The sequence below is a fragment of the Flavonifractor sp. An112 genome (genome assembly GCF_904377885.1).
In the GTDB taxonomy this organism is placed as follows: Bacteria; Bacillota; Clostridia; order Oscillospirales; family Oscillospiraceae; genus Flavonifractor; species Flavonifractor avicola.
This window is the reverse complement of the sequence record NZ_CAJFGT010000053.1, coordinates 1-18,288: the sequence shown is the minus strand read 5'-3', so window position 1 is coordinate 18,288 and position 18,288 is coordinate 1. Positions and strand designations below refer to the sequence as shown.

The following is an 18,288-nucleotide window of genomic DNA, read 5'->3' as shown; positions in this document are numbered from 1 at the left end:
GCACAGGGAAAGCACCAGTTTGGAAAAGCCGGAGAAGAAAGCGTAGTTGCCCATGGGGCCTACCAAATCCAGACCGGGACCGATGTTGCCGATGCAGGAGACCACCGCAGTAAAGGTGGTACCGAAGGAGTTGTTGTCCACAGAGACCAAGAGTGTGGCGCCCAGGGTGATAAAGATATAGGCGGCAAAAAAGATCTGGACGGAACGAAGGGCGGTCTCGTCCACTACACGACCGTCCAGTTTGACCACGTTGACGGCCCGGGGATGGATAACCTGGCGGATCTCCCGCTTGATGCAACGGCCCAGCAGCAGGACACGGGAACACTTGATAGCGCCGCCGGTGGAGCCGGCGCAGGCGCCGATAAACATGAGCAGCACCAGCAGGGTTCTGGAGAACTCTGGCCATAGGTTGAAATCCGTGCTGGCGAAGCCAGTGGTGGAGATGATGGAACCGACCTGGAAGGCGGCATGGCGGATGGATTCTCCGCCGGTGGGGTAAAGATTCCAGATATTGATGGAGATCAGCGTGATACTGGCAAAGACTACGATCAGGAAGAAGCGCAACTCGTCACTTTTCAGTACCTGCTTCACCTTTCCGCAGAGCAGCAAGAAGTAGAGGGAGAAGTTCACGGAGAACAGCAGCATAAAGATCGTAATGATGATTTCAATGGCGGGACTGCCGTAGGCGGCAATGGAGATGTTTCTGGTGGAAAAACCGCCGGTGCCTGCTGTGGCGAAGGAGTGAACGATGCTGTCATACCAGGGCATCCCGGCGATCTTCAGAATGATGATCTCAATGGCAGTCAGACCGCAGTAGATCCCGTACAGGATTTTGGAGGACTGGCTACTCTTGGGAACCAGCTTGCTGACTACAGGGCCGGGACTTTCGGCCCTCATCAGGTGGAGAGTGCGGGACCCCAGACTGGGCAGCAGTGCGATGGTAAGAATGAGCACGCCCATACCGCCCAGCCAGTGGATGAAGGAGCGCCAGAACAGAATGCCGCGAGGCAGCGGCTCCACTGCGGTCAGAATGGATGCACCGGTGGTGGTAAAGCCGGAGACAGCTTCAAAAAAGCAGTCTATGTAAGAGGAGAAATAGCCGCTGAAATAGAAGGGAAGCGCGCCGAAGGCGCCTACCAGCAGCCAGATCAGCGCCACCGCGAAAAAGCCTTCCCGGGTAAAGAAGTGGTCGTCACTGGGCAGAAGGGAAAGTGCGAAGCCGATTACCATGACCAGCGGTATGGTGAAGAGAAAGGGGGTGGGGTCCTCCTGATAGATCAGACACACCAGCAGCGGCAGCAGCATGGTGATAGCCTCCACCATCAGGGTCTTTCCGGCTACTTTAAATACCAGTCTGAAGTTCATTGCGCCGCCCCCAGATCCAGCAGAGAGTCCTCATAGATATCATTGAGGTCCAGGATGCCGTGGTTGCGGGAGATCAGAATCACCGTATCGCCCGCGGAAATGGAACTGGAGCCGTCAGGAATGATGATCTTACCCTGGTGGACCAGCACGGCAATGAGGATGCCCTTTTTCAGCCGCAGATCCTTCAGCGGCACGCCCTGATTGTGGGTAGTCTCATTGGCGATGAACTCCAGGGCCTCCGCGTGTCCGTCGCAGATCTTGTACAGGGCGTTCATCACGCTGCCTTTGGAATTCTGCATTCCGCGGACCACCTGAAGAATGTGGCTGGCGGTGATGAGCTTGGGGGAGATCACACTGTCCAGACCGGCGGCATGGGCGATGCTGGCGTAGTTCTGCCGGTTGGACTTGGCCACCACCTTTTTGATACCCTGCTGCATGGCGTAGAGGGAGATGATGATATTGTCCTCGTCCCGGTCGGTGAGGGCAATAAAGGCATCGGAAGCGCTGGCGTTTTCCTCCTCCAGCAGCTCCTGGTCGGTGCCGTCGCCCTGAATAATAAGGGCCTGGGGAAGCACATCGCTGAGGTGACGGCAGTGCTCCGGGTTACGCTCCACGATCTTGACCTGCATTCCCATCTTGAGCAGAATGCTGGTCAGATAATGGGCGATGCGTCCGCCGCCGATGATAAAGGCGGAATGCAGTTTGGGAATGTGCCGTCCCAGCAGGCGGAAGAAGGCGGTCAGGCCGGCGGGCTGACCCACCAGATAGAGCCGGTCGCCTACCCGGGGAATAAAGGTGCCGTCAGGAATGATGACCTCGCCGTCTTCCCGCTCCGCCGCGCACAGGAGCATGGGCAGCTCCCGGATCTTGCTGGTCTGGGCGGACAGAGGCTGGTCGGCCAGGAAGTCGCCCTCCCGTACTCGGAAGCCGATTAACTCCACCCGCCCCCGGCAGAAGGTTTCGATGTTGGCCGCGCTGGGGAAACGAAGCAGGCGGGAGATCTCCACGGCAGTGGCATTCTCCGGGTTAATGGCCAGATCAATGCCCAGTTCCCGCTTCATGTGGGACAGCTCCATGGCATACTCCACATTGCGCACCCGGGCAATGGTGAATTTGGCGCCCAGCTGTTTTGCGGTGAGGCAGCAGACCATGTTGATCTCGTCCAGACTGGTGGCGGCAATGAGCACGTCTGCCGACTCAACACCCGATTCCTTCAGGGCGGAGATGGAGGCGCCGTTGCCCTTGACGCACATCACGTCCAGAGATTCCGAGGCGTGGCGCAGGGCGTCGTCGTTGGTGTCGATTACCGTGACGTTGTGCTCCTCCTGAGACAGATGCTCTGCCAGTGTAAAACCGACCTTTCCATCTCCCACAATGATGATCTTCAAGCAATATCCATCCTTTCAGGGATCAGGGTCCCTTTGTAGACGCTCTATATAAATCAGGCGAGAGCGGTCCATTCATGATGTATGATCGTAGCCTCCATCTTAACGCAATCTGTCAGTAGATGCAAGTATTCTTTCATCATTCCGACAAACTTCGGGAAAGCAAAAGAAAGATTTCCCGGAACAAAAAATCTGCCGGTCTGTGACCGGCAGATTGGGCGGCGGCAGGATGATTAACTGGTCCATTCGCCGTGGATGATGCCCACCAGGTACCAGTCGTTGTTCCAGATCTCAAAAACCAGCTTGAGAGAGCACCAGTCAAAGCCCTCCAGCGCGGGATCGATACCAGGGAAGTGGTATTCCACAAAACGACCGTTGGGATAGGCATCAGCCACGTTTTCCAGGGCGTTTCCACTGATTAGCACGGTATCAATCCCCATCTGGGGAGCTTCGGTATAGTCGGCGTTAAAAACATAGCGGGCAAAATAGTCCTTGGAGGTGCAGCGGATGGGGGAGCCGGAGCCCACAGCCAGACCCCAGGTGTAGAGCTGTTTATCTTCCGCTAAACCGGCCACCTGATCTTGCGAGAGTACATTGTCGCAGGAATGGTCCACGGTGGAGTAAGGCGTCAGGGTGACCCCCCGCCTGGGATGGACCAGCTGGGAGAGCGCGGAATAATCTTCCTGCTTGAGTGCCTCCAATACCTGACTGGCACGCTCCAGGAGCAGCGTATTGTCGTTGACATCCAGGGGTGGCTCCGTAGGAACAGCGGAGGCGTAGGTATGCTGATTATAGGCGACAGTAGGAATGGAGGAAGAGACAGCAGCGGAGTTATTAGAGGAAGAGAGAGACAGTCCCACCATAGAACCCAGAACCAGTCCGCACAGCAGAGCCAGTACGGTCATTAGGGCTGCCCGCTTCACATTCGCCGCCTCCTTTTAAATCGAGATGTCTGCCGGACCAGGTAAAAATGCAGCCTGTCCTTCAGCAGAACTATTCTAAAACGGATGAAACAAAAATACAACAACAAAACGTTACAAAAAGGAGAGATATTTGTGCACCTTGCAAAGGGGAGCAGAAACTGATATAATACAGTACGCTCATCAGTGGACCATACCCGGTCTGATCCGGGGATGAAAGGGATGTATGCGACACCGAGGAGGTATCCGAGATGCATGAACATGAATTGCAGTTCCATATAAAATGTAAGCAGGGCGACGTGGGCCGCTATTGCTTTCTGCCTGGTGATCCGGGCCGCTGCGAGAAGATAGCCGCTTATTTTGATAATCCGGTGAAGATCGGCAGTAATCGGGAATATACCATTTATACCGGCACGCTGTTGGGCGAAAAGGTGAGCGTATGCTCCACCGGCATCGGGGGTCCCTCCGCTGTGATTGCCATGGAGGAGCTACATAACATCGGGGCGGATACCTTTATTCGTGTGGGTACCTGCGGCGGTATTGCTCTGCCGGTCAAAAGCGACGATGTGGTGATTGCTACCGGCGCGGTGCGCCACGAGGGTACCAGCCGGGAGTACGCGCCCATTGAATTCCCCGCTGTGTCCGATTATGAAGTCCAGACTGCTCTGGTCCAGGCGGCCAAGAACCTGGGGAAGCCGTGGCACGCCGGCGTGGTCCAGTGCAAGGACTCTTTCTATGGACAGCACAGTCCGGCCCGGATGCCGGTGGCTCAGGAACTGCTTTATAAGTGGGAGGCCTGGAAGCGCCTTGGGGTTCTTGCCTCTGAGATGGAGTCGGCGGCTTTGTTCTGCTGCGCCGCCGCTCTGGGCGTGCGGTGCGGCTCCTGTTTCCATGTAATCTGGAATCAGGAGCGGGAGGCCGCCGGCCTGGATCAGACCGAGAGCCACGACCTGTCCGCCGCTCTGGAGGTTGGTATCGAGGCGGTTAAGCTGTTGATCGAGGCCGACAGGGAGAAAAACTGAAAATGCCTGCATCAGGGCCTGCCGCAATATGCGGCGGGCCCTTTTTTGCTGCTGTACAGCGCTCCCAAAACGGGTATGTTTGTCTGACAATATACCGGATATCGCAGCAAATTCGGTAACAGAATTACGGGGAGATCAACTTATGTGTTTTGTTAATGTTGTGCATTGACAACTGTTAGCAGACAAACTAAACTAAACATAGTACAGAAAAAGGAGATGACGTGATGCGGCAGGAGCGCCATGTGGGCTATGAGATCAAAGCCCTGTCCAATCTGCTGCGGCGAAAGGTTTTGGAGATGACCTGCACACCGGAAGGAGACGATTTTACCGAGATGCAGGTGAAGCTGCTGGGTTTTTTGTGTCATAATCGGGACCAGGAGATCTGCCAAAAGGATATTGAGGAAGCCTTCTATATCCGGCGGTCTACGGCATCCCGGCTGCTCAAGCGGCTGGAGGCTCAAGGCTTTATCGTGCGGCAGTCAGTGGAACGGGACGCCCGGCTCAAGCGGGTGACCACCACTGCCAAGGCGGATGCGCTCCATCAGGAGATCATCGATCGGATCAACAGTGTGGAAGACCTGTTGACCCAGGGGCTGAGTCAGGCGGAGGTGGAGCAATTTCTCAGCACGGTGGAAAAACTGAAGCAGAATCTGATGTAAGCCGTCCGTGTGGCGGCTTACAGTGCGTCATTCCTGCGTAGACTGTGGTTTACGCGCAAATCCTAAGGAGGGAACCCTATGAAGAAGAAACGCGGCTTAATCAGCTGCATTGGGGAATTCAAGACGGCTACCATCCTTACACCCATCTTCGTGATCGGAGAGGTGGCCTTCGATGTACTGATTCCCATGATGACCGGCAAGCTGCTGGATGAAGGCGTCAGAGCGGGCAATATGAGCCGGATCATTCAGTATGGCCTGCTGGTTGTGGCCATGGCGCTGATGGCACTGCTGCTGGGCGGCCTGTCCGGCCGGTTTGCGGCCCGGGCATCCACCGGCTTCTCCCGCAATCTGCGCCGAGAGATGTACCAGAACGTACAGAAGTTTTCCTTTTCCAACATTGATAAGTTTTCTACCGGCGGTATCATTACCCGTTTGACCACTGATGTGACCAACGTGCAGATGGCCTTTATGATGATTATCCGTATTGCGGTGCGCTGCCCCATCATGCTGATCTGCGCCTGGTTCCTTACCTTTACCCTCAATCCCAAGCTGGCGCTGATCTTCTTGGTGGTCATTCCTATTCTGGCAGCGGGTATTCTGCTCGTTATGAAATCGGCCCACCCTGTCTTCGAGCGTGTGTTCAAGAAGTATGACTGGCTGAACAACGTGGTGGAGGAGAACCTGCTGGGCATCCGTGTTGTGAAGTCCTTTGTGCGGGAGGATCATGAGAAGGAGAAGTTTGGCAAGGTGTCCAACGAGATCTATATGGACTTCTCCAAGGCGGAAAAGATCGTGGCATTCAATATGCCGCTGATGCAGATCTGTGTCTACGCCTGTATGCTCACTGTGTCCTGGATTGGCGCCAACCTGGTGGTGGGCGGCGAGCTGACCACCGGACAGCTGACCAGTATGTTCAGCTACATCATGATGATCCTCATGAGCCTGATGATGCTGTCCATGGTGCTGATGATGATCATTCTGGCCCGGGCTTCTGCCGAGCGAATCGTGGAACTGCTCAACGAGGAGAGCGACCTGAAGAACGGCCCCGATCCCATCCATGAGGTGAAGGACGGTTCCGTGGTCTTTGAGAACGTCAGCTTCAGCTACGCCAAGGACCCCACCAAGGAGTGTCTGAAGGACGTGAATCTCACCATCAAGTCCGGCGAGACCGTGGGCATTCTGGGTGGTACCGGTACCTCCAAGACCACCCTGGTCCAGCTGATCCCCCGTCTGTACGATGCCACTGAGGGCCGCGTGCTGGTAGGCGGCGTGGATGTGCGGGACTACGATATGGAGGCTCTGCGTGAGCAGGTGGCCATGGTGCTCCAGAAGAACGTGCTTTTCTCCGGTACTATTAAGGAGAATCTGCGCTGGGGCAACAAGGAGGCCACTGACGAAGAGATGGTCCGGGTGTGCAAGCTGGCCCAGGCCGATCCCTTCATCCAGGAATTCCCCGACAAGTACGATACTCACATCGAACAGGGCGGTTCCAACGTGTCCGGCGGCCAGAAGCAGCGCCTGTGTATTGCCCGGGCTCTGCTGAAGAAGCCTAAGATCCTCATTCTGGATGACTCCACCTCTGCGGTGGACACCAAGACCGACGCCCTGATCCGCAAGGCGTTCCGGGAGGAGATCCCCGACACCACCAAGTTCATCATTGCCCAGCGTATCTCCTCCATTGAGGACGCCGACAAAATCCTGGTGATGGACGGCGGCAAGATCTCCGCCATGGGTACCCATGAGGAACTGCTCAAGACCTGCGAAATTTACCGCGAGATTTATGAATCCCAGACCAAAGGAGGCGGCGAAGATGAAACCTGATATGAGACAGAAGCCTCCTGTGAACCGCTCCCGCACGATACGCCGCCTGATGCAGTACGTCAAGCGGGGATACGGGTTCCGGTTCCTGCTGGTGTTGGTATGCATCCTGATCAGCGCCATCGCCTCGGTGTCCGGCTCACTATTTTTGGGCTCCCTCATCGACGTGTATATCACCGATCTGCTGGCCATGGATAACCCGGTGTTTGACGGCCTGCTCCATGCCCTTATTCTCATGGGCTGCCTCTATCTTGCCGGTGCCCTGTGTGCCCTTGCCTACAACCGTCTGATGGTTACCATCTCTCAGGGCGTACAGAAAAAGATCCGGGATGATCTGTTCAGCCATATGCAGTCCCTGCCCATCAAGTATTTTGATACCCACGCTCACGGCGACGTGATGAGTGTATACACCAACGACGTGGATACCCTCCGTCAGATGTTTTCCCAGAGTATCCCCCAGGTCATCAACTCTCTGATGATGATTGTGGTGGCCTTTGTGGGCATGATCTTCACCAATCTGCTGCTTACCGGCGTGGTAATTCTTTGCATCATCGGTATGCTGCTGGTGACCCGGTTCCTGGCCGGCCGCAGCGGTCGCTACTTCATTCGCCAGCAGGTGAAGCTGGGCGATCTGAACGGCTATATTGAAGAGATGATCAACGGCCAGAAGGTAGTCAAGGTTTTCTGCCATGAGGAGGAGGCCCAGGAGGGCTTTGATAAGGTAAACGACGCCCTCTTCGAGAGCGCCGACAAGGCCAATAAGTACGCCAACATCCTCATGCCCATCCTGATTAATATTGGCAATGCCCAGTATGTCATCATCGCCATGGCCGGCGGTGCTCTGGCCCTCAGCGGCATTGGCCCCGGCATCACCCTGGGCGTCATCGCTACCTTCCTCCAGCTGTCCAAGAGCTTGTCCAACCCCATCAGCCAGATCTCCCAGCAGCTCAACTCGGTGGTTATGGCTCTGGCCGGCGCCCAGCGTATCTTTGATCTGATGGATGAGCCTGCCGAGGAGGACCACGGCACCGTGACTCTGGTGAATGTGGCCTTCGACAAAGATGGTACCCTCCATGAGACCGACGAGCATACCAACCTGTGGGCCTGGAAGGTACCTCAGGAGGACGGTTCCTTCCAGTATGTGAAGCTGGCCGGTGATGTGCGCTTTGACCATGTGGACTTTGCTTATGAGGAGGGTAAGACCATCCTCCACGACATCAGCCTCTTTGCCAAGCCTGGTCAGAAGCTGGCCTTCGTGGGCGCCACCGGCGCAGGCAAGACCACCATCACCAACCTGATCAACCGCTTCTATGACATTGCCGACGGCAAGATCCACTACGACGGTATCTCCATCAACGACATCAAGAAGCCCGATCTGCGCCGCTCTCTGGGCATCGTGCTTCAGGATACCAACCTGTTTACCGGTACCGTCCGGGAGAACATCCGCTACGGCAACCTGAACGCCACCGATGAAGAGGTGGAGGCTGCCGCTGTGCTGGCCAATGCCGATGACTTCATCCGGCGGCTGCCTCAGGGATACGATACAATGCTGACCGGCAACGGTGCCAACCTGTCCCAGGGCCAGCGGCAGCTCATTGCCATTGCCCGGGCCGCCGTGGCCGATCCCCCGGTGATGATCCTGGACGAGGCAACCTCTTCCATCGATACCCGTACTGAGGCCATTGTCCAGCAGGGTATGGACTCCCTCATGTGTGGGCGCACCGTCTTTGTCATTGCCCACCGCCTGTCCACCGTACGCAACTCCGACGCCATTATGGTGCTGGATCACGGCCGTATTGTGGAGCGAGGCGACCACGAGGACCTGATCGCTCAGCAGGGCCTCTACTATCAGCTGTACACCGGCGCGTTTGAGCTGGAGTAAGCAAACCCTCTCTTTGCAGCAGGCCGCCCCGGTCATACCGGGGCGGCCTGCTATTTTTTCATTCGATACGCACCACCTCCGGAGTGCGGCATAGTATGGAATGAGACCGGGCCGGACAGCGGGAAGCTCCGCCGCCAGCTCCAGGTTTCTAACATTTAAACCGGGAGGTACTTCTATGATGGGGTGCAATAATGGTTGTGGCTGTGGCTTTGGCGGCGGTAGCTGCCTGTGGATCATTCTGATCATCATCCTGCTGTGCTGCTGCTGCGGCGGTGGTAATAGCTGCGGCAACAACTGCGGCTGCGGAAACAGCTGCTGCTGAGTCCATACCCATAGAAAAAACCGGGGGGATGCCTTGTCTGGCATCCCCCCAGTTCGTCTGTCTGGTCCCCGGAGCGCATAGAATGGCAGAAAGGGGGGACGGGGTATGGAGCGGCGGTTTTCACTGTGGGAGGGCCGGGGCTGGCTCACGGTGCGGGAGGAGCAGAACCGTGCGGTGTGTGCCGCACAGTTGCCTAACGACGGCAAAGGACTGTACAAGTGCTGGCTTACCGGAGGGGGAGGAAAAGCCCTGCTGGGCACCTTTGTGCCCCAGGGCGGCGTCCTGCGGTTGGAGCGTACCTTGACGATCAGCGAGCTGGAGCGGCAGGGTGTCTGGCCGCCGGAGGGCGGTCAGGCCGTACTGTCATTCTCTTTTGATGGAGCAGAGAAGCTTCCGGCAGGGTGGCAGCGGGAAGACAATCCCGGCCGGCTGATGGGGGAGCCGCTACTGGCCGCTGCCGCCAAAGGTCCGGCTCTGATCTGTCGGGACGAGCGTGGCTTTCTTCTGGCCTATCTGTATCGGAAAGACCGGCCTTTTCCGTTGACGCCGCTGTTTTGCTTTGCACGGCTGGAAACGCTGGAGGGGCGGGACTATCTCTGTTTTCCCTTCCGGCCCGGCGGCTGCCCCCGGCTGGACGATCTGTTGTAATTTCTCTTTGTTTGCGCTATACTGACAGAATGAGATCCTATTTACAAATGAGGAATGAACTATGATCGATTATTTTCATCTCAATGCCGGGCCGGAACTGATCCAGGGGATCAGCAGCTTGGGGCTGGCCCATCTGGGGGATGGTGTGTTTGAGCTGATGGTGCGCTCCTGGCTGTGTCTCCACGGCAAGGCCACCTCCAAGGGCCTCCATCGGGCCACTGTTCGCTATGTGGCGGCTCCCGCCCAGGCCAGAGCAGTGGAGAAGATCCTCCCCCTGCTGGAGGAGACGGAGCAGGACGTGTTCCGCCGGGGCCGCAATACCAGCCCTCACAGTGTGCCCCAGAATGCCAGTCGGGCGGACTACCAGGCTGCTACCGGCCTGGAGGCTCTGTTCGGATGGCTGTGGCTTCAGGGTCGCACCGACCGGCTCAATGAACTGTTTGCCGTAATGATGGAGGAAGAGGAATGCCGTTAGACGCACTGTGCCTGACCGCCGTGGCGGAGGAGCTTCGCCGGGCCGTGGTAGGGGGGAAGATTGACAAGATTTATCAGCCTACCAGGGATGAGATCGTGCTCTTCCTCCGGGGGCAGGGCGAGAATCTGAAGCTGCTGCTCTCTGCCAATCCCGGCCACCCCAGGGCCCACCTCACCACCCTGAACCGGGAGAATCCGGACAAGCCCCCTATGTTCTGTATGCTGCTGCGCAAGCATCTGCTGGGCGGTCGCATTCTGGGGCTGAACCAGCCCCCCCTGGAGCGTATCCTGGACTTCAAGCTGGAGACTATTGACGAACTGGGGGACCGGGTGGAGCGCCGTCTGGTGCTGGAGGCCATGGGCCGCTCCGCCAACCTGATCCTGTTGGACGGGGAGGGGCGCATCATTGACTGTATCCGCCGCATTGACGGCGACCTGTCCAGAGGACAGCGCCAGGTGCTGCCCGGCCTGTTCTATCGGCTCCCTGCTCCGCCTGCCAAGCTGAATCCCTTTACACTGGATGAGGACGGGCTGAGGGCGGCCCTGGATAATCCCATGGGAAAAGAGCCGGAAAAGCTGCTGATGGATACCTTTACCGGTCTTTCCCCCCTGATTGCCCGGGAAATCGTGTTCCGGGCCGGAGGGGAGGAGGGCCTGGTTCAGGAGCTGCTCAAGCTGCAAAATATTGTACAGCAAAATAGCTTTACAGCTTGTCTGCTGGTGCGGGAAGGCAAACCGGTGGATTTTTCCTTCCTGCCCATCCTCCAGTACGGGCCGGAGACTGAGAGCATCCGCCAGGACAGCTTTTCCGCTCTGCTGGACGGCTTCTATGAGCGCCGGGAGGCGGCGGAGCGGGTCAAGCAGCGGGGCCAGGATCTGGTGAAGGCGGTGACCAACGCCCGAGACCGTACCGCCCGCAAGCTGGCCAACCAGGAGAAGGAGCTGACTGCCACCTTTGACCGGGAGAAGCTGCGGGAACAGGGAGACATCATCACCTCCAATCTCCACCGGATGGAGAAGGGGATGGCGGTACTCCACGCCCAGAACTTCTATGACCCGGACTATGGCGAGATCGACATTAAGCTGGACCCTCTGCTCACCCCTCAGCAGAACGCCGCCAAATATTATAAGGATTACAACAAGGCCAAAAAGGCGGAGGAGATGCTCACCATCCAGATCGAGAAGGGCGAGAAAGAACTGGAATACCTGAACAGCGTGCTGGAAAACATCCGCCTGGCGGAGGGGGAGCGGGACCTGGGGGAGATCCGCCAGGAGCTCACTGACACCGGCTATCTCCGCCGGGCCAAGACTGCCGCCAAACGGGAGAAGCGGGTGGCGGGCAAGCCCATGGAGTTCCGCTCCACCACCGGGCTGCGGATCACCGTGGGCAAGAATAACAGCCAGAACGACCAGCTTACCACCAAGACGGCTTATAAGAGCGACATCTGGCTCCACACCCAGAAGATCCACGGTTCCCACGTGATCCTGTGGCTGGAAGGAGGGGAGGCCGACGCCCAGAGCCTCACCGAGGCGGCCATTCTGGCGGCTACCTTCTCTCAGGCGGGGGACAGCACCCGGGTGCCGGTAGACTATACGCCGGTGAAGTATGTGAAAAAGCCCGCCGGGGCCCGGCCGGGTATGGTGGTGTATACCACCTATCAGACCGCCGTGGTGGACCCGGACCACGAGCTGGCCAAGCGCCTGCGGGTGAAATAACCGGGGACCAGGAGGAGATCATATATGGAGACCTGCCACATCCTGGTGGTGGAAGACGACCAGGACATCAATAACCTGCTGTGCAAGATCCTGACCGGGGCGGGCTACGACTGCCGGCCTGCCTATTCCGGAAGTGAAGCCGCTTTGTGGGCGGAGCAGTATGACTATGATCTGGTGCTGCTGGACCTGATGCTCCCCGGCATGACCGGGGAGGAGTTCATTGCCCAGCTCCGCCGGCGTAAAACCATGCCCATCATCGTTCTCTCCGCCAAGGCGGGGCTGGAGGACCGGGTGAACGTGCTGCGGCTGGGGGCAGATGACTTCATCCCCAAGCCCTTCGACAACGCCGAGGTGCTGGCCCGGGTGGAGGCCCAGCTGCGCCGGTACAAACAGTTTGACCGGGGGAGCGGCGGGGCTGTGCTTACCCACGGGGACCTGGTACTGGACAAGGAGGGGGTGACCGTCACCGCCGGCGGCAAGCCGGTGACCATCACCGCCCGGGAATTCCGGATTCTGGCTCTGCTGATGGAGCATCCCAAGAAGGTGTTCACCCGTGAGGAGCTCTACCAGCAGGTGTGGGGCGGGGAGTATATGGGGGACGACAATACGGTAAACGTCCACATCTCCAATCTGCGGTCCAAGCTGGCCAAGGCCAGCCCCACGGAGTACATCAAAACGGTGTGGGGCATCGGCTTCAAACTGAACGATTTATAAGATCACACCCAACTTTAAACATTCTTCACCTTTGCTTAAAGCCCGGTTATTGACTTGCCTGTATACTGGCATCACAAACCAAGAGAAAGGCTGATGCCCTATGACAGATACCGTATTACACACAAAGGGCCTGACCAAGCGGTACGGGGCCCACACTGCGGTGGACCGGGCGGAGCTGACGGTGGAGAAGGGCCAGATCTATGGCCTGGTGGGCCGCAATGGCGCCGGAAAGACCACCATCATCCGCATGGTGACCGGTCAGACCGTGCCTACGGCGGGGGAGATCTCCCTCTTCGGGGCCACGGGTAAGGACCTCATGAAGGTGCGTGCCCGCACCGGGGTCATGGTGGAGACCCCCAGCTTCTACCCCTACCTCACCGCCCGGCAGAACCTGGAATACTATCGCATCCAGCGGGGCATCCCCGGCAAGGGAACGGTGGACCAGGTGCTGGAAGAGACTGACCTGGCCAACACCGGAAAAAAGATCTTTAAGAACTTTTCCCTGGGCATGAAGCAGCGGCTGGGCCTGGCCCTGGCGCTGATGAACCGGCCCGACTTCCTGCTGCTGGACGAGCCCATCAACGGTCTGGACCCGGAGGGCATTGTGGAGTTCCGTAACCTGCTGCTCAAGCTCAATCGGGAGCGGCAGACCACCATCCTCATCTCCAGCCACATCCTGCCGGAGCTGGCCAACCTGGCCACCTGCTACGGCTTCATCGACAACGGGGTCATGCTGGAGCAGATCACCGCCCGGGATCTGGAGGAGAAGTGCCGGGCTTGCATCGAGGTGGGGGTGGAGGACCCCTCCGCCGCCTCCCTGGTGCTGGAGCAGAAGCTGGGCACCCGGGACTACGAGGTGCTCTCCGGCGGTATCCTGCGGCTGTACAGCTTCCTGGACCAGCCACAGACAGTGGCAAAGGTGCTGGTGGAGGGCGGCGTAGCCCTGCGCTCCCTGGAGAGCCGGGGGGCCAACCTGGAGGACTACTTCCTGTCCATGATCGGAGGTGTCCGTCATGCGTAACTATCTGGCCGCTGAATGCTATAAAGTATTCCGGAGAAAGTATCTCTACCTGACCCTGCTGGTGGTGCTGGCCCTGGAGGGGCTGATGCTGTGGGGGTTCTGGTTCACCTGGTCCAACGGCAACACGCAAATGGACTTTTACTCCGCCGTCATCATGATCCCCATGATGCTGAGTATCGGACTGTATGCCACCATCCTCACCGGCGACATGGTCTTTTCTGAGCAGTATAAGCACAACACTCTGAAAAATGAGGTGTCCTACGGCGTGTCCCGGGTGCGGATCTACCTGGGCAAGCTGGCGGTGGCTACCCTGGTGGCACTGCTGGCGGCGGTGGTGATGGTGGCCCTCTATATGGCAGGCTGCTGGGTGCTGCTGCCCCACAATGAACTGGACCAGACCGGTCTGGCACTGGTGGGCTACACCCTCGCCGGTGCGCTTCCCCTGTGGCTGGGAGCCCAGGGCGTGGTACTGGCCTGTTATTTCCTGGTGCGCAACACCACCTTGGCCGCCTTTGTGGCGGTGGCCCTGCTGGGTGTGGTGCCCTCCATCCTCCAACTGTGCGGTCTGCTCATCCATCCGACCTTTGAAATGATCCGGCAATTTATGCCCGCCGTTATGCTGGAGCAGCTGCATCTCTATGCCTTCCAGTGGGACTATGTGGGCCGGTGCTGGGTGGTAGGCCTGGTGGTGCTGGCGGGGTCCATTTTGGTAGGCCTGCTGGCATTCCGGAAAAAAGAGATCCGCTGACAGACAGAGCCGGGAGGGAGACATATGCTCAACTACATTAAGGCGGAGCTGTGGAAGGCCTTCCGGCACAAGGGAATTTACGGTCTGGCCCTTTTCCTGGGACTGTGTACCGCTCTGTTCACCTTTATGATGCTGGAGGCTGACGACTTTTCCCAAATGGCCTCCGCTGCCTCCACTACCATGCTGCTGGGGATGCTGGTTGCCCCGCTGCTTACCCAGATCGTGGACGGCAAGGCCCTGGGGAGCTTAAAAAATGAGGTGTCCTTCGGGCTGAGCCGGGGACGGATCTACTGGGGCAAGCTGTTGGCCGGATTGATGCTGGGGCTGGTGCTGTGCCTGCTGCTGTTGGGAAGCTACCTGCTGGTGGGCTGGCTGGCCCTGCCTCACTACTCCCGGGAGGCCGATTTGGTTGCTTTGGCGGTGGTAGGCTTCTCTTTGCTGGGGGCCCTTCCCGTCTGGTGCGGGATATATAGCTTGTGCCACATGATGGCCCTGCTCATCCCCAGCACGGCGGCATGGATGGCGTTCTATTATATCCTCAGCTTCTTTGGACAGCCTGTGCTGGTGGCCCTGGCGGCCATGGGTACCGAGGGGCGGGTCGGCAGTTTGATTCAGGCGATTTTAATGCCAGCATCCCTGCTGATGCCTGATTTTCTGTCCGGCTGGCTTACCTGGGAGTACCAGTTCTGGTGCTGGGCTGTGGGGATAGGCTGGCTGGTATTCACCACAGCGCTGGGCCTGCTCTGGTTCCGGCGGCGGGAGATCAAGTAAAAAGAAACTTTTCCACGGGCGTGCCGCTTCCTGCGGCACGCCCGCTTGGGCTGGAGAGGAGATGGGACCATGACAATCATCCTTTGTATCCTGCTGACCGCAGTATGCGCCGGACTGGGCCTGTGGGTTTGGACACAGTACCGGGCGTTAAAAGAGGCGGCGGAGCAACTGCGGGAGCTGACCCAGGGAGACAGCACCGCACGGCTGCGGATGGCGGTACCCAACCGGGCGGCGGAGGAACTGTTGGAGGGGGTCAACCACCTGCTGGAGCTGCGGCGGGAGGACCAGTCCCGCTGGCTGGAGCGTGAGCGCTCCCTTCGCCAGCAGATTGCCAACGTGTCCCACGACCTGCGTACCCCTCTGACCTCCATCCTGGGCTATCTTCAGCTGCTGGAGGACCCTTCGCTGCCGGAGGGAGAGCGGAGGGAGTACCTTGCGGTGGTGGAGAGCCGGGCCAAGGCATTGCAGAGTCTCATCACCGGCTTTTATGACCTGTCCCGGCTGGAAGGGGGAGAGTTTCCTCTGGAGCAGGAACCGGTGAATCTCTATACCAGCCTGTCCGGTTTGCTGGCCGCCTTCTACAACGACTTTACTGACCGGCACTTTGATATGACGGTGGAGTTGTCTGAGCATCTGCCGCCGGTGCAGGCAGACAACGGCGGCGTACTGCGGGTATTTACCAATCTGATCCGCAACGCCCTGGACCACGGACGGGGGAAGATGACCGTCCGGCTCTGGCAGGAGGGGGACAAGGTGGTGAGCCTCTTTGCCAACGAGACCGATGAGCTGACGGCGGAGGACCTGCCCCATATCTTCGATCGCTTCTTTACTTCCGATAAAATGCGCACCGGCCGCAACACCGGTCTGGGCCTGGCCATTGTCAAAACTCTGGCGGAGCAGATGGGCTGCCAACTGACCGCTGAACTTGAAAACGGTATGTTTGCCATTCGGGTACAGTGGCCCCTTTGGCAGGGGCGAAGCTTTGGATGATGTGCCAAAGGCGGTGATTGCCGCTTGACAAAGTAAGGGAAAACTGATATCGTTTATCCGTATGACTGGAAGGCCGCAAACCATTGGGGCTGTAAGGTTTTCTAAACTGGGCAGTCATAAAAATGGCGGAAGCGGCCGTGACGGGAAACCGTGCCGCAGATTGTTATTGAGAAGAAGAGGTTGAATACTATGGTAAAGATCGTACGCAAGAAGGTGCTGAACCCTAGCGTTACCTTGCTGGAGGTTGAAGCCCCCCTGATCGCCAAGAAGGCGCGGGCGGGACAGTTTATCATTCTGCGGCTGGATGAGCAGGGTGAGCGCATCCCCCTGACCATCGCCGACTATGACCGTGAGAAGGGCAACATCACCATCATCTTCCAGAAGGTGGGCCTGACCACCGAGCTGCTGGCCGACCTGAACGAGGGTGACCACATCCAGGATTTTGTGGGTCCTCTGGGTCTGCCCACCGAGCTGCCTGAGGGCGCCAAGCGCGTCTGCGTGGTGGGCGGCGGCGTGGGCTGCGCCATTGCCTATCCCCAGGCCAAGACCTGCCATGCCGAGGGCCTGGAGGTGGACGTGATCGCCGGCTTCCGCTCCAAGGATATTGTCATTCTGGAGGACGAGTTCAAGTCTGTCAGCGACCACTGCTACATTATGACCGACGACGGCTCCTATGGCGAGCAGGGCTTCGTTACCGTCAAGCTGAAGGAGCTCATTGACTCCGGCATCCACTATGATGCTGTCATCGCCATCGGCCCCATCCCCATGATGAAGTTTGTGTCCAAGACCACCGAGCCCTACGGCATCAAGACCATCGTCTCCCTGAACCCCATCATGATCGACGGCACCGGTATGTGCGGCGGCTGCCGTGTCACCGTGGGCGGCAAGATGAAGTTTGCCTGTGTGGACGGCCCCGACTTTGACGGCCACGAGGTGGATTTTGACGAGCTGATGAACCGCAATGCGGTTTACCGTGCTCAGGAGGCGGAGGAGAAGGCGCGCCACGCCTGCCGTATGGACCAGCTTGCCAAGGAAATGATCCAGTAAGGAGAGACTGATACAATGCCTAATATGAGTTTGAAGAAGGTCCCCATGCCGGAGCAGGACCCCAATGTACGCAACCATAACTTCCAGGAGGTCTCTCTGGGCTACACTGCCGAGATGGCCATGGAGGAGGCCGGCCGCTGCCTCAACTGCAAGCACAAGCCCTGCGTGGGCGGCTGCCCGGTGAATATTCGCATCCCTGAGTTCATCGCCAAGGTGGCCGAGGGTGACTTCAAGGCCGCCTATGAGATCATCTCCGACACCAACGCCCTGCCCAGCGTCAGCGGCCGTGTGTGTCCCCAGGAGAGCCAGTGTGAGGCCCGCTGCGTCCGTGCTATCAAGGGTGAGCCTGTGGCCATTGGCCGCCTGGAGCGTTTTGTGGCCGACTGGTACCGGGAGAACATCAACGCCATGCCTGAGAAGCCCCAGAGCAACGGCATCAAGGTGGCGGTGGTGGGTTCCGGCCCTGCCAGCCTGACCTGCGCCAGCGATCTGGCCAAGCTGGGCTATCAGGTCACCATGTTCGAGGCCTTCCATACCGCCGGCGGCGTGCTGGTGTACGGCATCCCCGAGTTCCGTCTGCCCAAGGCCATCGTACAGAATGAGGTGGACAAGCTGTCCGCCCTGGGCGTGGATCTGGAGACCGACATGGTCATCGGCAAGACCTTCGACATCGACGAGATGTTTGAGGAGGGCTACGAGGCCGTGTTCATCGGCTCCGGCGCCGGCCTGCCCATGTTCATGGGCATCGAGGGCGAGACCCTGGCGGGCGTGTACTCCGCCAACGAG

At 58.5% G+C, this 18,288-nt stretch carries 18 protein-coding genes; 15 read left to right on the top strand and 3 right to left on the bottom strand.

The window, feature by feature from the left end; all coding sequences use genetic code 11:
* The 3 genes from IHN22_RS09020 to IHN22_RS09010 form a co-directional block, all read right to left on the bottom strand.
* The coding region (locus IHN22_RS09020; RefSeq protein WP_191434871.1) for a TrkH family potassium uptake protein at positions 1-1,365 on the bottom strand (1,365 nt) is incomplete at its 3' end.
* Positions 1,362-2,753, bottom strand: coding sequence for a Trk system potassium transporter TrkA (gene trkA, locus IHN22_RS09015; protein WP_191434869.1), 1,392 nt, complete (start codon positions 2,751-2,753; stop codon positions 1,362-1,364). The genes IHN22_RS09020 and trkA, both read right to left, overlap by 4 nt.
* 230 nt (positions 2,754-2,983) lie before the next feature.
* Positions 2,984-3,673, bottom strand: a complete 690-nt coding sequence (locus tag IHN22_RS09010) for a hypothetical protein (RefSeq protein ID WP_087326574.1) — start codon at positions 3,671-3,673, stop codon at positions 2,984-2,986.
* Between the two features lie 248 nt (positions 3,674-3,921).
* Between IHN22_RS09010 and udp the strand changes: the two genes are divergently transcribed.
* The 15 genes from udp to IHN22_RS08935 all read left to right on the top strand — a co-directional run.
* The gene (gene udp / locus IHN22_RS09005) at positions 3,922-4,692 is read left to right on the top strand and encodes a uridine phosphorylase (protein ID WP_087266660.1); all 771 of its coding nucleotides are present in this window, start codon (positions 3,922-3,924) and stop codon (positions 4,690-4,692) included.
* A gap of 224 nt (positions 4,693-4,916) precedes the next feature.
* Positions 4,917-5,351: a MarR family winged helix-turn-helix transcriptional regulator gene (locus IHN22_RS09000; RefSeq protein WP_242955454.1), complete on the top strand. Its 435-nt coding sequence runs from the start codon at positions 4,917-4,919 to the stop codon at positions 5,349-5,351.
* Positions 5,352-5,429: 78 nt separating this feature from the next.
* Positions 5,430-7,172 carry an ABC transporter ATP-binding protein gene (locus IHN22_RS08995; protein ID WP_191434867.1) on the top strand — a complete coding sequence of 581 codons (1,743 nt, stop codon included), beginning with the start codon at positions 5,430-5,432 and terminating at the stop codon, positions 7,170-7,172.
* Positions 7,162-9,051 (top strand): ABC transporter ATP-binding protein, encoded by a 1,890-nt coding sequence (locus IHN22_RS08990; protein ID WP_300986157.1) that lies wholly within the window; start codon positions 7,162-7,164, stop codon positions 9,049-9,051. Before IHN22_RS08995 ends, IHN22_RS08990 begins: the two co-directional genes overlap by 11 nt.
* A 175-nt stretch (positions 9,052-9,226) precedes the next feature.
* The gene (locus IHN22_RS08985; RefSeq protein ID WP_158094694.1) at positions 9,227-9,373 is read left to right on the top strand and encodes a hypothetical protein; all 147 of its coding nucleotides are present in this window, start codon (positions 9,227-9,229) and stop codon (positions 9,371-9,373) included.
* Between the two features lie 105 nt (positions 9,374-9,478).
* The gene (locus IHN22_RS08980; RefSeq protein ID WP_191434864.1) at positions 9,479-10,021 is read left to right on the top strand and encodes a hypothetical protein; all 543 of its coding nucleotides are present in this window, start codon (positions 9,479-9,481) and stop codon (positions 10,019-10,021) included.
* Between the two features lie 61 nt (positions 10,022-10,082).
* Entirely contained in the window at positions 10,083-10,496 is a 414-nt protein-coding gene (locus IHN22_RS08975; RefSeq protein WP_191434862.1) for a Mini-ribonuclease 3, read from the top strand.
* Positions 10,487-12,211, top strand: a complete 1,725-nt coding sequence (locus IHN22_RS08970) for an Rqc2 family fibronectin-binding protein (RefSeq protein ID WP_191434860.1) — start codon at positions 10,487-10,489, stop codon at positions 12,209-12,211. The genes IHN22_RS08975 and IHN22_RS08970 overlap by 10 nt, the downstream gene beginning before the upstream one ends.
* 24 nt (positions 12,212-12,235) lie before the next feature.
* On the top strand, positions 12,236-12,925 hold the full coding sequence (locus IHN22_RS08965) for a response regulator transcription factor (RefSeq protein ID WP_087266651.1): 690 nt from the start codon (positions 12,236-12,238) through the stop codon (positions 12,923-12,925).
* A 100-nt stretch (positions 12,926-13,025) separates the two neighbouring features.
* Positions 13,026-13,946: an ABC transporter ATP-binding protein gene (locus IHN22_RS08960; RefSeq protein ID WP_087326555.1), complete on the top strand. Its 921-nt coding sequence runs from the start codon at positions 13,026-13,028 to the stop codon at positions 13,944-13,946.
* The gene (locus IHN22_RS08955; protein WP_087188954.1) at positions 13,939-14,694 is read left to right on the top strand and encodes an ABC transporter permease; all 756 of its coding nucleotides are present in this window, start codon (positions 13,939-13,941) and stop codon (positions 14,692-14,694) included. The genes IHN22_RS08960 and IHN22_RS08955 overlap by 8 nt, the downstream gene beginning before the upstream one ends.
* Before the next feature lie 24 nt (positions 14,695-14,718).
* Complete coding sequence (locus IHN22_RS08950) at positions 14,719-15,465, top strand: hypothetical protein (protein ID WP_191434858.1); 747 nt, start codon at positions 14,719-14,721, stop codon at positions 15,463-15,465.
* Positions 15,466-15,534: 69 nt separating this feature from the next.
* The gene (locus IHN22_RS08945) at positions 15,535-16,455 is read left to right on the top strand and encodes a sensor histidine kinase (RefSeq protein ID WP_191434857.1); all 921 of its coding nucleotides are present in this window, start codon (positions 15,535-15,537) and stop codon (positions 16,453-16,455) included.
* 189 nt (positions 16,456-16,644) lie between these two features.
* Positions 16,645-17,502, top strand: a complete 858-nt coding sequence (locus tag IHN22_RS08940; RefSeq protein WP_191434855.1) for a sulfide/dihydroorotate dehydrogenase-like FAD/NAD-binding protein — start codon at positions 16,645-16,647, stop codon at positions 17,500-17,502.
* 15 nt (positions 17,503-17,517) lie between these two features.
* Positions 17,518-18,288, top strand: a 771-nt coding sequence (locus IHN22_RS08935; protein ID WP_191434853.1) for an FAD-dependent oxidoreductase, incomplete at its 3' end; no start/stop codon positions are given.

Bases quoted from the DNA above. Each gene is read 5' to 3' on its own strand.
- udp (WP_087266660.1), top strand. From the start codon at position 3,922: ATGCATGAACATGAATTGCAGTTCCATATAAAATGTAAGCAGGGCGAC.
- IHN22_RS09000 (WP_242955454.1), top strand. From the start codon at position 4,917: ATGCGGCAGGAGCGCCATGTGGGCTATGAGATCAAAGCCCTGTCCAAT.
- IHN22_RS08995 (WP_191434867.1), top strand. From the start codon at position 5,430: ATGAAGAAGAAACGCGGCTTAATCAGCTGCATTGGGGAATTCAAGACG.
- IHN22_RS08990 (WP_300986157.1), top strand. From the start codon at position 7,162: ATGAAACCTGATATGAGACAGAAGCCTCCTGTGAACCGCTCCCGCACG.
- IHN22_RS08985 (WP_158094694.1), top strand. From the start codon at position 9,227: ATGATGGGGTGCAATAATGGTTGTGGCTGTGGCTTTGGCGGCGGTAGC.
- IHN22_RS08980 (WP_191434864.1), top strand. From the start codon at position 9,479: ATGGAGCGGCGGTTTTCACTGTGGGAGGGCCGGGGCTGGCTCACGGTG.
- IHN22_RS08975 (WP_191434862.1), top strand. From the start codon at position 10,083: ATGATCGATTATTTTCATCTCAATGCCGGGCCGGAACTGATCCAGGGG.
- IHN22_RS08970 (WP_191434860.1), top strand. From the start codon at position 10,487: ATGCCGTTAGACGCACTGTGCCTGACCGCCGTGGCGGAGGAGCTTCGC.
- IHN22_RS08965 (WP_087266651.1), top strand. From the start codon at position 12,236: ATGGAGACCTGCCACATCCTGGTGGTGGAAGACGACCAGGACATCAAT.
- IHN22_RS08960 (WP_087326555.1), top strand. From the start codon at position 13,026: ATGACAGATACCGTATTACACACAAAGGGCCTGACCAAGCGGTACGGG.
- IHN22_RS08955 (WP_087188954.1), top strand. From the start codon at position 13,939: ATGCGTAACTATCTGGCCGCTGAATGCTATAAAGTATTCCGGAGAAAG.
- IHN22_RS08950 (WP_191434858.1), top strand. From the start codon at position 14,719: ATGCTCAACTACATTAAGGCGGAGCTGTGGAAGGCCTTCCGGCACAAG.
- IHN22_RS08945 (WP_191434857.1), top strand. From the start codon at position 15,535: ATGACAATCATCCTTTGTATCCTGCTGACCGCAGTATGCGCCGGACTG.
- IHN22_RS08940 (WP_191434855.1), top strand. From the start codon at position 16,645: ATGGTAAAGATCGTACGCAAGAAGGTGCTGAACCCTAGCGTTACCTTG.